The organism is Planktotalea sp. (assembly GCF_039984035.1).
Lineage (GTDB): Bacteria > Pseudomonadota > Alphaproteobacteria > Rhodobacterales > Rhodobacteraceae > Planktotalea.
The window spans coordinates 1-13,341 of record NZ_JBDWVM010000204.1 but is presented as its reverse complement, the minus strand read 5'-3'; the positions used below and the strand labels follow the sequence as shown (position 1 = coordinate 13,341).

Annotated in this window: 10 protein-coding genes; 6 read left to right on the top strand and 4 right to left on the bottom strand. The window is 53.9% G+C overall.

The features are described from left to right. The 3 genes from ABJQ89_RS09445 to ABJQ89_RS09435 form a co-directional block, all read right to left on the bottom strand. Nucleotides 1–1,187 (bottom strand): asparagine synthase-related protein (locus ABJQ89_RS09445; RefSeq protein WP_348496000.1); only part of this gene is annotated, 1,187 nt, incomplete at its 3' end. Between the two features lie 390 nt (nucleotides 1,188–1,577). After that, a complete protein-coding gene (locus tag ABJQ89_RS09440) occupies nucleotides 1,578–2,762 on the bottom strand; it encodes a nucleotidyltransferase family protein (RefSeq protein ID WP_348495999.1) in 1,185 nt (394 codons plus the stop codon). Nucleotides 2,763–3,478: 716 nt separating this feature from the next. Next, on the bottom strand, nucleotides 3,479–4,327 hold the full coding sequence (locus ABJQ89_RS09435) for a hypothetical protein (protein WP_348495998.1): 849 nt from the start codon (nucleotides 4,325–4,327) through the stop codon (nucleotides 3,479–3,481). Nucleotides 4,328–4,723: 396 nt separating this feature from the next. Between ABJQ89_RS09435 and ABJQ89_RS09430 the strand changes: the two genes are divergently transcribed. Continuing rightward, nucleotides 4,724–5,779, top strand: coding sequence for a hypothetical protein (locus ABJQ89_RS09430; protein WP_348495997.1), 1,056 nt, complete (start codon nucleotides 4,724–4,726; stop codon nucleotides 5,777–5,779). On the opposite strand, the gene ABJQ89_RS09425 is transcribed toward ABJQ89_RS09430, so the two are convergent. After that, on the bottom strand, nucleotides 5,730–8,216 hold the full coding sequence (locus tag ABJQ89_RS09425) for a hypothetical protein (RefSeq protein ID WP_348495996.1): 2,487 nt from the start codon (nucleotides 8,214–8,216) through the stop codon (nucleotides 5,730–5,732). The genes ABJQ89_RS09430 and ABJQ89_RS09425 overlap by 50 nt on opposite strands. Nucleotides 8,217–8,268: 52 nt before the next feature. Here ABJQ89_RS09425 and ABJQ89_RS09420 point away from each other — a divergent pair, with 52 nt between their 5' ends. From ABJQ89_RS09420 to ABJQ89_RS09400, 5 genes are all read left to right on the top strand, one after another. Continuing rightward, complete coding sequence (locus tag ABJQ89_RS09420; RefSeq protein ID WP_348495995.1) at nucleotides 8,269–9,300, top strand: hypothetical protein; 1,032 nt, start codon at nucleotides 8,269–8,271, stop codon at nucleotides 9,298–9,300. 290 nt (nucleotides 9,301–9,590) lie between these two features. Beyond that, nucleotides 9,591–11,114, top strand: coding sequence for an ABC transporter substrate-binding protein (locus tag ABJQ89_RS09415; RefSeq protein WP_348495994.1), 1,524 nt, complete (start codon nucleotides 9,591–9,593; stop codon nucleotides 11,112–11,114). Continuing rightward, nucleotides 11,111–11,794 (top strand): ATP-binding cassette domain-containing protein, encoded by a 684-nt coding sequence (locus ABJQ89_RS09410; RefSeq protein ID WP_348495993.1) that lies wholly within the window; start codon nucleotides 11,111–11,113, stop codon nucleotides 11,792–11,794. The genes ABJQ89_RS09415 and ABJQ89_RS09410 overlap by 4 nt, the downstream gene beginning before the upstream one ends. Continuing rightward, entirely contained in the window at nucleotides 11,788–12,513 is a 726-nt protein-coding gene (locus ABJQ89_RS09405) for an ATP-binding cassette domain-containing protein (protein ID WP_348495992.1), read from the top strand. The genes ABJQ89_RS09410 and ABJQ89_RS09405 overlap by 7 nt, the downstream gene beginning before the upstream one ends. After that, on the top strand, nucleotides 12,510–13,341 hold an 832-nt coding region (locus ABJQ89_RS09400; protein WP_348495991.1), incomplete at its 3' end, for an ABC transporter permease. The genes ABJQ89_RS09405 and ABJQ89_RS09400, both read left to right, overlap by 4 nt.

Here is a 13,341-nt window from a genome sequence, read left to right as displayed (position 1 = left end):
CATTTCCCGGTCTTGAGCAAGGAGGAAGCCACTCCGTAGCCTTTGTAACTCACGACATTGTCGCCGCCCCAACCGGTCAACATCGTGTCTGCCCCCTGCATCGCGGCATTTTTCGCGGTTCTAAATTCAGGGTTGAGGTCTGCATCGGGCACCCATGTAGCGGCCCCTATGACCACATTCGTGAGTTCTGCATTTTTTCTATATCGAATTTTTTCCCATGAGATCGAGTTGGAGCCTGCAACAACCTGCGCGGCCACCTCTGTTTCGTCCAACATGCCTGGATAGGCTTTTTCCGCCTCTTGGGACGCTGCATAGGTGGAGGCAAAGATGTGCTGCCCCGCCTGCAAATTCCGTTCGGCCAACATGACAACACTGGTCGAATCCAAGCCCGACGAAACAGACGCCGCGAGATCACCAGCGTCTGGCAATCGCGATTGAACAGCCTTCTCCATTTTCTGGCGCAGCGCACCCGTCCACGCCTCAAAAGACTGTGGCACGCTTTCTGCTTGCGGTTTCGGGGTCCAGTATCGTTTGAATACGGGGACCTTATCGCCGCGCTGCAGGGTCATTTGCATAGCTGCGGGAATTCGGTTCAAACCTTTGGTCAGGGTCGCTGGCCGATCCGCCGCGGAACGGGCGATCATATCCAGAACGCCTGCGGCATCGCGCTGGCCCTCAATCAAACCTGCATCGACGAGAGTTTCTGGCAAAGAGGAAAACGCAACGCTTGGTCCAATCATCGCCCAGAACAACGGGCGCACGCCGAATGGATCACGGCGGGCAATGATCTTTTCAGCGTCGCTATCGTAAATGACAAAGGCATAATCGCCGCTTAAACGATCCAGACCAGCTTCGCCCTCAGTCTGGTAAAGCTTCCCAATTAGCTGCGCTGCGCAAGTGTTTTGCGCCAACCCCAAATGCGTTCGAAGCTGTGCAGCATTCACAAGCCACACATCCGCCGCAACCAAAAGACCTGTTGTTTTGAAAACCTGTACAGGATCAGGCGGTGGGCAGGAGGGTTTGTTGGACGGTAGCGTCAAGCAGGCAAGGACACAGCCTTCGAGCTGCTCGGAGCAGCGTGCCGCGCCTGATCCGTTGCGTACCCCAGCGCGAAATGCAGCATCTAACCTATCAACGAGGTCGCCGGCATCCTGATGCCAGAGGGTGCCGATAACACCTGTTTGCACTCAAAGCTCCTAGGTCGATACGATACATTTGCGAAGTACGGGCACTTTCAACGCGCCAAACACCGCTTTTCAAATCGCGCGAGCGTTAAGATGCTTGCAAAAAACTTTGGTCTGGAAATGTAGGAAAAGTAGCCTCAAACGCGCCCGCAGATCCGCTTTCTGTTTTTGAAACGTCCAGACAGATTAGCGTCGGGGGTTCGTATTTTGGCAACGGTGTGTCGTGATTTTCATCACCCAGCTTTGTCTTTGTTGTCATGTTCTTCCTCAAAAATCAGCTCAGCCTAGCCCCGGCGCTTTCGTGCCTGTCATATAACAATGGGCACCATTCCCTGCCAACCTTTTTTGTCAGTTTAACTCAGCGCGCGGGCAGTGCGATGTTTTTGGGCAATGTCATGTCTTTCGGGTCGATCGCTTTGCGTTCACTGAACGGATGAGCCAGCGTGGCAAACGCAATATCGGATAGAGCCAGTCCCAACGCGCCGACAGCGGCATCGCTATAATATCACTGAGCGACGTCCTGTGAACTTTGAGCAGGCCGAGCGCAGCAAAGGAATTGGGGTAAAAGTGACGTTGCACCCGCCAGCGCCCTGCGTTGAAGCAGATTTCTTCCCATAAGGTTTCGCGTGTGTAGGGCGCCTCGATGCGGCGCAGAGCATGTTCGCTCAATTGCGCAGTTCGCTGTGGGATGCTTGCCGGAGCAGGCGTTGCAAACAACAAATGGCACAAGAGTTGCGCTTGTGTGGCAGCCAATCCAGCGCCTTTGTCGTGAGCGGCTTGCATAAGAGGTGCCGTTACACTGTCGCCCTTTGAAAAGAACATCGCCGCCACATCAACGAGCCACTTTAACCGGGCCCAATCGTGCAACGCGCCATGTTGGCACAAGTAGACAAACAGATCCGTGTCCCCGAGTGTTTTAACACTCCCATGCGGCCCTAACGCGACCTGCTGCGTGGAAAGGTCTTTTTCGATGTTTGGCAAAAGCCCCGGTGCATTTGAAAGTTGCCAGTGCAGTTCGACGATCATGCGTTGAGGGCTAAACAATTCAATTTGATTGCGGTGCCGCAAGAGCGCATCGCAAAGCACGGGCTGTATCGGATAGTGCGCCCCTTTAATACGGTAGTTCAGATCGCGAAGCTTTTCGATCGCAGCAGGAACGTCAGCCGCGCTCACGAGCATGTCCAAATCGTTGCTCTGCTTAATCTCAAGCTTTCCGTAGGCAAGCTGGGACAGCGCAGGTCCTTTGAAATGGATTGAATTGATCCCGTTTTCCAGCATGTGCGTTTCAATGCGAACAGTCTCTTTCGCTTGGGCATTGGCGTAAACAGCGGCTCGTAGAGCATCTTTTTTTAGCTGTGCCCTGAACTCGGGCGGTACTCCGGTCTCTTGCTTGATAGCGTTGTAAACAAACCCTGACACGCGATGACGACGACAGGCGTCCAAAAGCACATTCCAGTCAGAAATTCCCGAAATCGTCTGCTGAACCGCAGCGTGTGCAGCCGCATCATGTGGCCATCTGCAACACGCAGCGATGAACTGCGTTTCCGCGGAAAGAGGGAAAGAATGCTTCGGTGTCATGTTTGCTTGCTATCAGAGCGCGGACAAAGCCACTATTCATATGTTTGTTGCCACCGTTGTATCCCTCAAGCGCAGAGGATGCATTGGCTAATTCAAGTTTTAGATAAACCACTGGAGAGAACCAAAGCCTATCAAACAGGCGCAGCAACTAAGGTCGGATAATTGATCAAACATAGCAAAATCTCCAATTCCCGCCCTTTCCATATACGTTTTGGTTACAGAAGCGGGTTAATGAGGCGGGGGGCAACACGCGCCGGTGTTTCGTAACAAGGCGGTTGACGAAAAAAGCCCTATGATTAATGTGAACCGATAAAATAGCTGCACCAACGCGGCGTGGGACAATCAAAGTTAGTAATTTATGGTATTGAGAGACACAGGCGACGTCGTCGTCGACAAGGCCTATGACACCAGTATCCATGGAACAGAAGGTCAAGTGAACATGAGCCAAGGTTTCGTTTTTACGTTCGACACAAAGAGCGTTGATCCAACCGACAAGTTCCATGTCCCCAGCCTTCTAAGAGACAGGTCCTTGCAACGCGCCGCTCTCAAAATTGCACGAAAACACCCTCAAGTCATAACAGTCGGCGATTACCGAAAACTCTCATTCACACGATTAAAAACAATCCTTTCGGACCTAGGATTTGCACCATCTTTCGCCGATAGATTCCACGGCGAGCTTACAAATTACTTGGGATCATGGCGCTAAACCTGCCAAACTAGGCGTTGGTTGCACCGAACTCAGTTTCACGATCACAATATACGATAAACTCTTTGTCTACCGCAGTCTTGCGAGGTGACATTTCAGGCTTGTAGCACCAGTTCAGCTCGCCATTCCCAAACAGCTCTTGATCTTGCGCCCATTTGGAAATGCGCTGCGCTGTGGCCAAGCTGATAAGGCAACCTTCCAAAAGACCTTTTAGAAAGTTTGCATCGGTTTGACCCGTGCTGCGCTCGAAACTGTACCGTAACGTTTCGTCGCTCAGGATTGCGTTCCACCACTCAGGGCGATCAACAACTAGTTGAAACGTTGACAAATGAATGCTCAACCGATGGATGCGGGTTTCTGTGTAGCCAGCGTTGATATCACGAAAGCGTTGAATAAGAACATCAGGATCAATGTCTTCAATACCCTCGATCTTATAGTCGTCCGAAATAGAGACGCCTTCGATTGCCCCATCGTGGATGAAATAAACCATCTGGAAGCAGATCAATGTCAGGTACGCATTTGCGAAAAGGACCTTATCCGCGCCCCAGGTATTGCGAATTTGTTGAGCGGGCAGTTTGCGCCAATCCGCTGGGTTATTGCGCGCGATACAAGATTTGATTTCGTTGGGAACAAGCGCCACGGCACCTTTGATGAGCGGTGCCACCATTTTGATGAAACCGGTACAGTTCAGTTCTGGAAAAACCTGACTGACTTCCTCACGCAACCCTGGCAAATAGCAATGTTTCCAGCGGCCGTACTCATCTTGCCAACTCGGAGAGATGACAGCTCCAAGTTTTGAATATTCGTTGTGAAGGTAGTCATCGGGATCCTCCGAAAGCCACTTCGGTACCTTTTCCAAAATTTATACCCTCTAGTGACCATCGATAACCTTCGGCGACTGCCGACGGGAAGTTCTCGCCTACATTGTGCAGTAAGGTCAAGGATTAACCTCTTATTAGGGGTTTGGGGGGCTTGGCAGCAGTAAGAGGCGTGCTTGACCTGACCGAGCCTTGAGCAAGCTTTTGTCATGGTATTCAACGCGTTCCGGCCATTTTCCGCGCCTCTGGGCCTCTCAGGAGACCCCGAGACAGGGGCATGAGGTTCCTTCTATGAGTTTGGTTCGGAAATCAATCTCGTAGGACAAAAAAATCGTGAACAAAGCGTTTCTGCCATCATCGCCGATGACTGAGGTTTGGCAGGAAATGGCTGGCTTTGCAAAACCGTCCCGAGATCACAGGAAAAGGTTGTAAATACTATGCAAGACTTCACTCGGTCTCTTCCTCTTAAACGACCACCACTTGATGTGGATGGCGTCATCTTTGTGGCTGACATCATTCACACCCCGAACAGTGATGGGGATGCCGACCAGTTCGCGATGCGGACCGATCTCGAGAAAACAGAGCCGCACACGCTGGATGAGGTCATGACCGCGCTCAAGCAAAGTGGATATGAAGCAATCCACATGGAGCACCCTCGCCAACTCACCGAAAACACGGCCATGTCACAGCGGCACGTTGTTCTCTCGACCTTTGGCGGTGAGAAGTTTCGCTCTCGTACATCATGGACGCCTGACATCTGTGAATCGCACGGCATTCCTTTTGTCGGCCTTGATGGCTTTGGCCAAGCGAAATGCCACAGCAAAATTTCCGCTAAGCAGCTCGCAAAGCAAGCCGGTCTCTTAACGCCGCGCGCGCGCGAATATCATGACATCTCTGACATGCGTCACTTGCAAGATTGGACGTTTCCCGTTGTCGTTAAGCCGTCTGCCGAAGGGTCGTCCATCGGCATCAGCGCATCGAGCATCGTGAGGTCTGCAAAAGAGCTGGAACAGGTTGCGACAACGTTGTTCGGCTCTGTTGGCGGTCCCGTCATGGCCGAAGAATTCGTCTCAGGACGTGAAGTCGGTTTTGCCGCAATCGAAGGGCCAGCAGGCACCTACATGTCCTTGAACGAAATCGCGATTGAAGGAGACCCGCGCTATTTCGAGACAAACGTGTGGGGCGCGCATGAAAAGTTCTTCAACCTTCAAAAACGCTCTCTCGTTTCAATCGATGACGAACTCTGCACCGAAGATCGCGAAGCGATGGGGCGCTTCCTAACCGCCCTTGGCCACTTCGGCTATATTCGGATCGATGGTCGCCTCAAGGATGGCCGGTTTCACTTCTTGGAAGCAACGCCCGACGCGTGGCTTGGGAAGGGTGGTCAGATGACGCAAGGGTTCGTCAACGATGGTTGGCGCTATCACGAAGTCATTGGAGCGATCATTGAAACAGCTCGCTCAAGACTTCCCAATCCAATTGCCACTGACTGAGGAAGCTAGGATGGTAGGGCTTGTCCAGAACATAGGCATGATGGGTTTGCGGCCTCAATTCAGAGCGATTGTAGCGCCAGACCCAGTACGGATCGGCGTCGATATCGACGCCGACCGTTTCAATGACGAAGCTGGCAACGCGCAGCGCGTCATCGTGTCTGCCTGCGGCTTCAAAGATCGCGATTGCCACACCACCAACGCTATCAGCCATCAGTTTGGTTGTGGAATCCAATTCCTCAAGCGCGCGCAATGCTTGGTTCACGACTTCGACCGCAGCGTCGGCACCATTCATCTGCCAAACGCAAATTGCGAGGTTTTGCAGAATTGTCAGATCGCTGAACCTGTCTCTGCTCATGAAAAGCGCGCGTTTCAGATCGCCGGCGGCCGAGTCATAGTTTGGCTCGGCGGACATAAGCTCCACAGCGGCGCGGTTGTTCAGCAGGAAATGACGGGAACTTGCGACGTCGTTCAGAAGATCATCAGCTTTGCTGATTTCATCATACGCACCATCGATCAGTCCCACGCGCGACAAATGCCGTGTGATTGTCAATCGCGACTGACCCTCCGACCTGGAAAGCCCGGCGGCGACATAGACATCGGTGCTCTTTTGGCAAAGCTCGATAGCGGCTTCAATATCGACCGCACTCTCAAGCAATCGGTAAGCATGACCAAGCAAGACACTGTCGCGACGTTTGGCTTCTTCGATTGTCCGTTCAAGACGCCGTTGGCAGGCATCCAACCTGTTATGCACCAGATCAAGATTTCCCAAGATGAGATCGCTCATCAGGTCAGCCTGATCAAATGGCAATTCGTTGCGCATGCGGTTCGCAATTTCGGTCGCTTCCGGTTCGCGATGCACTTCGATCAATGCGTGCGCCAATACGCTATCCCAAATGGGACCCGCCAATTGGGCCACTTCAATCGCATCGACAGCCAGTTCGAAATTGCTGGACCTGTAGGCCTGCTGGGCCGCCCAAGACCCCAGCGCCTCTCGCTCGCTGCTGCCCAAGTCATTGGCAGTTCTGAGACAGGCAATGACCTGATCAACGTAGGTGGTGGGATCACCCTTTGCGTCAATTTCTGCGTTGAGCCGCTCAAGCGTCTTTTCAAGAAGAACAGGGTCCTTCTTCAGGGCTGCAAACCGCGTCGTATGGCGCATGGCGACAGCGCGTGTCGCGCTGCCGGGCGCGCCTGTGTTGATCATGTTTTCGTAGAAAGCCAACAAAACATCTCTGGCGCTGATCGCGTAAAGCGATGCGTCATCCAAATCGGATATGGCAGATGCGACATCGTCATTGTTCAGCCCGACGCTTGTGTCCGATATCGACAGCAAACTGCTATGGATATTGTCTTGGACGTCCGACAACCTTGGGGACAGCCCAAGAACGCTGTCCGTGGCCTCCCAAATTTCAAGCAGAACTTCCCGCGCTATCGGTTCATTGTGTTCTTGCAAGATCGCAAGCAGAAGACGTTCGGCCCGCGTCATGTCCTTAAGACGAAGCGCTATCGCAGAGATCGCATTGTGGGGCAGGGGTGCGTTGAATTTTGTGCTGATCGTACCGGTTCCAAGGGTCACCCGATATTTCAGCTCGTCAATCGTGCGCAGATTACCATCCCAATGGGCTTGGAATTCTCCAATCAGGGTTTGATCATGCTGCCCATATCTTTGCAAGAGCTCCGCAACATAGGGCCAGTCAAGCACATCAATGTCCCAGATTTTCGGGTCAGCCAGGTTCTTGATCTGCACATCATGGCGCTTCTGAAAACGCTGATCGTTGCTCGTATATTCTATCAGTGGAAAGAACTGGCTGCTGTCGGCCATCGATCTCAGGATATGGCGCAGGCTGACGGTGTCAAAATGCTGACCTTCGCGCACGACCAAAACCAACTCCAGGTTCGACACAACATAGCTGAAGTATTCGGCGCAGACCTCGATCGCTTCGGCGCTATCGCTGGTCAAAAGCGATTTAGGGGAAAAGCTCCCGCGCCCCGTGACGCGCTCGCTTGCATCGACAGCATGGCCGACCATCTTTGTCAGGCTGGTAACCTCTTTGAGCGTCTTTTTGACATCGAAGCCCTTCAGGTTCTTCACACCTCGGGACAGAGCAAACTGCGCAAACCGATCAACCGATCCGGGGACGCGGCTAAAGTGCTCATCAAGACCAGCAACGCAAAGCTGCAAGTAATAGCCGTCGTAAGCCCTGTTTGGATCAAGGTCCCGACCGCGAATGTAGGGATCGATCACAACAGTTGTGACCGCACTATCGATTTGCTCGCAGACCCATTCTGTAAGCGAAGATTTCCCAACGCCGGTCGGGCCACGCACGATCAAAAGCTGACTTTGCGTCGCCGTCGGAGGCAAGGACGACAGAAGCGTTTCACGCTCTTCGTCTCGGTTCAGAAAAACAACTTCAGAACTGAAATCACTGTCGTCCAAAAGAATGCTCTCCACAATAAATTTGAGTGCGCCACAAAATCGAGGGCAGCCAATGAGTAGTCACGTTCTCAATTCAACGGCTTATCTGATCGAAGACCACAAATACGTCTACGACATTCAAGCGCTGAACCATAATATAAAACGGTGCCGATCTTTAGCACAAAAGCACGGATTTTCAATGCGGGTGGTGCTGAAGGGCGGCTATCTACACGCGAATATTGTTGGTGAGTTAAGCCAAATCGCTGACCTTCGCTTTGCCCTCGGCAAGGATGACAAGGCCGTCTTGGATGTATTGCGAGGTCGGGACGTATCGACCCTGTACCCCAGACAGCGCATGCAGGCCCGTAAGGGCAATGCGTTCAACCGTATCGTCGTTACTGATGTGTCCGCTTTGAACACTGTAAACGTGGATCGCATACCCGAAATCATCATTCCGGTTGCCACTTCGGAAAACCGCGAGGGATTGCTCTGCGAGGATATCGCGGATGTTTTGATTGAGATCGAACACCGCCACGGTGACCGCGTTCAAATTGGTGGGTTTCAGATGAACTTTGGATGTCTCATTCATGAACCACCGTGCCCCGCGGAAATCCAACGCATGTTGGATCGCTTGAGCGTCAAGGCAATTACCTCTCGATTAGGGATGTCTCCTGTAATGTCCATCGGGGGATCAGCAGTGTTGCCCATTCTTGAGCAGATCGAGGTGCCCAAGCCCTTTGACGCAGAACTCAGGGTGGGCGAGGCGATCCTGACAGGGAGCATCCCGGGTAGCCAACAAAATTTTGGGCTCAAACCGACGTCTTATGCGAGCGCCAGCATTCTACAGGAGTTGCGCCCAGAGCATGAGGGCATCCGACGTGTGTTACTGGATGTCGGTCATACAGTTTTTGATGTTCAGGCAATTGAGCGCGACTACGACGGGCTGGCCTTTCAATCGTTGAGCTCCGATGTTTCCGTCGCGACGCTGCCGTCGTCGCCGTGCATAACGGGCGTTGCCCCGATACTCCTACCTTTAAACTATGGCGAAACCGAGCGAGCACTGGCCCGAAACTCAAACGAAATCGCATTTTTAGCGAGTGGATAGACAGGCAAAAGGTTGGCCTTAAACAAGCGGAACCGTTGCGGGTTGTGCGCGAGGTTCCGCAGAGTTTTTTAATATGTAACTTTTGTAGTTGCGTTATGCTGGTAGCTATGTGAGTTGCGAGATTAAGCTCACCTAATTTGGATCGCATAGATACCAGTTGTCCAACCGCTTTTTGGCGACCCAATGACGAGACGCGCGCCTCGCTCAATTGGGCTGAAGGCGCAAGTGCTGGCCCAAGATGCCTCATCCAACGTCTTCAATTTCAACTCATTAATCTCAAGGAAATCTTCATGTCGTTCGTTTCCCGTTTGGCTTGCACCGTAGCGCTTGTTTGCAGCACAGCACTCCCAGCTCTCTCCCAAGAGCGTAACCTCACCATCTCAGTTGGCTTTGGCCCGAATGCCGAAGTGCCTGACCCGCGCGCGGGCTACAACGGTTGGATGTCAAACCAGACAGGCGTCACCGAAACACTGATGGGGATCGACTATGAGATGAACCTCTATCCGCGACTGGCAGAGAGCATTGAACAAGTGGCGCCAACAACATGGCGTGTGACTTTGCGCGCTGGACTGACATTTCACGATGGCTCTCCAGTGACACCGCAAGCAGTCATCGATGCGATCACACCGATCTCTGATGAAGAACACGTAGGCCACAACGCCCGTATTGCGAAATTGCTTGATCTGGCTGGCATGTCCACAGATGGCGGCAGCGTCGTTGTATTCGAAACAAACGCGCCGAACGCCGCCTTCCCTTGGACATTGTCCGAGCCGGGTATCGCGATCCTTGGCAGCGCTTCTGAAGACTTCCCGATCAATGCAACAGGCCCGTTCATTTTTAAGGAAGCCGTGCCAAAACAGCTGTATCGCGTGCAAGCCAATGACACCTACCGTCTAGGAACTCCGGGCCTTGACGAAGTCAGCGTCGTCGTCTCGAGCAACCCAGCAACAGCGGCATTGGCATTCGAAGCAGGCGAGGTCGATCTGGTAATCAATTATCCCGAAACCGACTTCACGCGTATTCAGGAAACTGGCGCGCAGGGGTTTTCTGCCCCCACAGCAAGGCTCTATTTCTACACCGTGAACGCGGCAAGCGGCCCTATGGCCAACCCATTGATCCGAAAAGCCGTATCATATGCCATCGACCGTGAAGGCGTCGTGCAAGCGGCTTTGTCAGGTGTTGGCGGTGAAGCTGCTGGCACAATCTATCCTGACGGAACAGGATGGGCCGCTGACATCCCCGCGAGCTATGACCCCGAACGCGCAGAGGCACTGTTGGCAGAGGCGGGCGCCGTAAAAACGGGCGGCACTTGGGTGCTAAACGGCGAACCGATTGAGATCGACATCGTGACCTATTCGTCCCGCGCAGCCCTGCCGCCAACCGCTGAACTGACCCAAGCCTTTCTGTCTGCCATCGGGATCAAGGCCAACATTACCGTAGGTGAATGGGGGGCGAGCAATGATGCAATGGCCGCTGGTGAGGCTGATCTATTTTTGCAAGCTTGGGTGACAACACCGCAGGGCGACCCTGGCGCAGTTCTTGAAACCTTGCTGAAATCTGATGGCGGGTCCAACTCTGGCAAATATGCCAATGCAAAACTGGACGAGCTTCTGGGCGAGGGTCGACTGACCTTTGATCACACTGCTCGCAAAGCGATCTATGATGAAGCGCAGCACATTATCGCAAATGAGGCCGCTCTGATCCCTGTTTTCCACGTCAGTCAAACAAATGTGGGCGTGGCGGGTTTGACTGGATACCGCGTACACCCGACCGAGACCTATTGGATTACGTATGAGACAAAACTGGTAGAATGACACTTGTTGTATCCGGCCTGAGCGCAAGTCGCTCGGGCCGCATAATATTGCAACCCACATCGCTAGAGATCGAACCGCGAGGCCGCATTGGCCTCGTTGGCGCGTCGGGCTCTGGGAAATCCACTTTAGGCCACGCGCTGATTGATGATCTTCGCACACAGGGTCACAAAGTGGCCCATGTCCCGCAAAGCCCGGATGAGGCGCTTGATCTGCTGCGGTCCATGGCGTTCCACTGGCGTGAAGCAGAAACCGCGCTGGGTCTGACGCCCGGCGATACGGATCAACAAGGATTGTTCAAAGCGCTCGGCATCCATGGGGCTGATTTGCGAAAGCGGCCGTGGGGCTGGAGCCGCGGGATGCAACAACGCTTTGTAATTGCAATGGCGCTGATCGGCGCGCCGGATCTGATCGTGCTGGACGAACCCACATCCGCGCTTGATCCAGTAATCGCGGCTGCGACGATGGGTTTGCTCGAAAAATTCCTCACCAGCAAAGACACGGCAATGCTTTTGATCACCCATGACCTTGGGTTGGCCGCGCGGCGCGTTCATAAATTGATGGTCATGGAGGCCGGATGTTTGGTCGAGCAGGGCCACACAGCAGATATTCTCGAGCAACCCCAAACAAAGGCCGCAGCAGCGCTTTCGGCGCATCGCAATTGGATGGCTTTGCCATGCTGACGGTGCGCGACTTGGTTGTGAAACGCGGCGCTCGCACCACGTTGGCGGATATCTCGCTGTCCCTTGCCGCGGGTAACACTCTTGCTGTTGTTGGCGAAAGCGGCGCTGGTAAATCGACCCTGATTGCGGCCATCCTTGGACTTCTGAAACCCGCCTCTGGTGTCATCATGTGGCATGACGCTCCTTTAAAATCCGTGCGTCCCGCCCTCGTGATGCAAGAGCCGCGCGCAGCCTTCAATCCGATGCAGAGCCTGCACCGTTCCGTCATGGAGCCGGTCGTGGCGCAAAGACTGAAACTGGCGGATGGGCGGCTCGAACGGCTTTGCGCGGGACTGGAGCTGCCAGTGGACCTGCTAGACCGCCGTCCTGATGAAGTCTCCATTGGTCAAGCTCAGCGCGCGGGTATTCTGCGCGCCTTGATCGCATCGCCGCCTTTGGTGTTGTTTGATGAACCGCTCTCGGCCCTCGATGCGGTGACCCAGAAACACACCGCGCGGCTGATCGCACAGCTGCAGCAAGAGGAGGGGTTCGCAGCCCTGATCGTGACCCATGATCTTGGCTATGCCGTTGCGCATGCCGATCAAATCGCGGTTCTGAAAGAAGGGTGCATGGAAGAAATTGCCGATGCAGAAACCTTTGCTCTGAACCCCAGCTCACCCTACGCGCGCACACTGCGCGACGCAGCAATTGCCCTTGGCGCTTTTGAGGCAACGGCATGATCAATATCATCGCAGGCCTCTTTTCGCGCGCCCTTGTGGTGCTGTCGGGGACAGCAATCCTGACCTTCGCTCTTCTTTGGAACGCACCCGGTGATCCTGCTCAGGCCATCGCGATGGCGCGGTTTGATGCGCTCTTGAGCGACGAAGTTATTGATCAGGTTCGCGAAGAGGTGGGCCTTAATAAATCCTTCTGGCAAGCGTTTGAGGATTGGCTCGCACCGTTGCTCCGGTTGGACTTGGGATATTCGGCGGTCACGGGCCGTCCGGTCTGGCCTGATCTCAAAACGGCTATCGGATATACATTCCCACTCGCATTCGCGGCGCTCGCGCTCGGTCTGACCCTTTCTGTTCCGCTCGCACTAATCGCTGCAAAACGCCCCGGAAGCGTCTTGGATCGCGCCGCCATTGCCTTAGCGTCGCTTGGAAATGCCATCCCCGCGTATTGGTTGGGCCTGATCCTGATCCTTGTCTTCTCCGTCAAACTCGCATGGCTGCCAGCCCTTGGTGCAAGCACGCCCTCCCATGCTATTTTGCCTGCGCTCTCTTTAGGCTTGGGCGTTACGGCCTCTCTGACACGGATCATTCGCTCCGGCATCTTGGAGGCGCGCGAACAACCCTTCCTACCCGCGATCAGGCGCAGAGGCGTGCGTGCGCGGATCATAGGACGGGATCATATCGCCCCACATGCGGCTATCCCCGTGATTACAGTTTTCGGCCTAGAACTCGCCTTTCTTCTAGAAGGGCTTGTGCTGGTCGAGGTGATTTTTGGCAGGCCGGGGCTTGGAACGTTTTTGGTAGAAGCCATCCTCGCAAGAGACTTTTCTCATG

Bases quoted from the DNA above. Each gene is read 5' to 3' on its own strand.
- ABJQ89_RS09440 (WP_348495999.1), bottom strand. From the start codon at position 2,762: ATGACACCGAAGCATTCTTTCCCTCTTTCCGCGGAAACGCAGTTCATC.
- ABJQ89_RS09430 (WP_348495997.1), top strand. From the start codon at position 4,724: ATGCAAGACTTCACTCGGTCTCTTCCTCTTAAACGACCACCACTTGAT.
- ABJQ89_RS09420 (WP_348495995.1), top strand. From the start codon at position 8,269: ATGAGTAGTCACGTTCTCAATTCAACGGCTTATCTGATCGAAGACCAC.
- ABJQ89_RS09415 (WP_348495994.1), top strand. From the start codon at position 9,591: ATGTCGTTCGTTTCCCGTTTGGCTTGCACCGTAGCGCTTGTTTGCAGC.
- ABJQ89_RS09410 (WP_348495993.1), top strand. From the start codon at position 11,111: ATGACACTTGTTGTATCCGGCCTGAGCGCAAGTCGCTCGGGCCGCATA.
- ABJQ89_RS09405 (WP_348495992.1), top strand. From the start codon at position 11,788: ATGCTGACGGTGCGCGACTTGGTTGTGAAACGCGGCGCTCGCACCACG.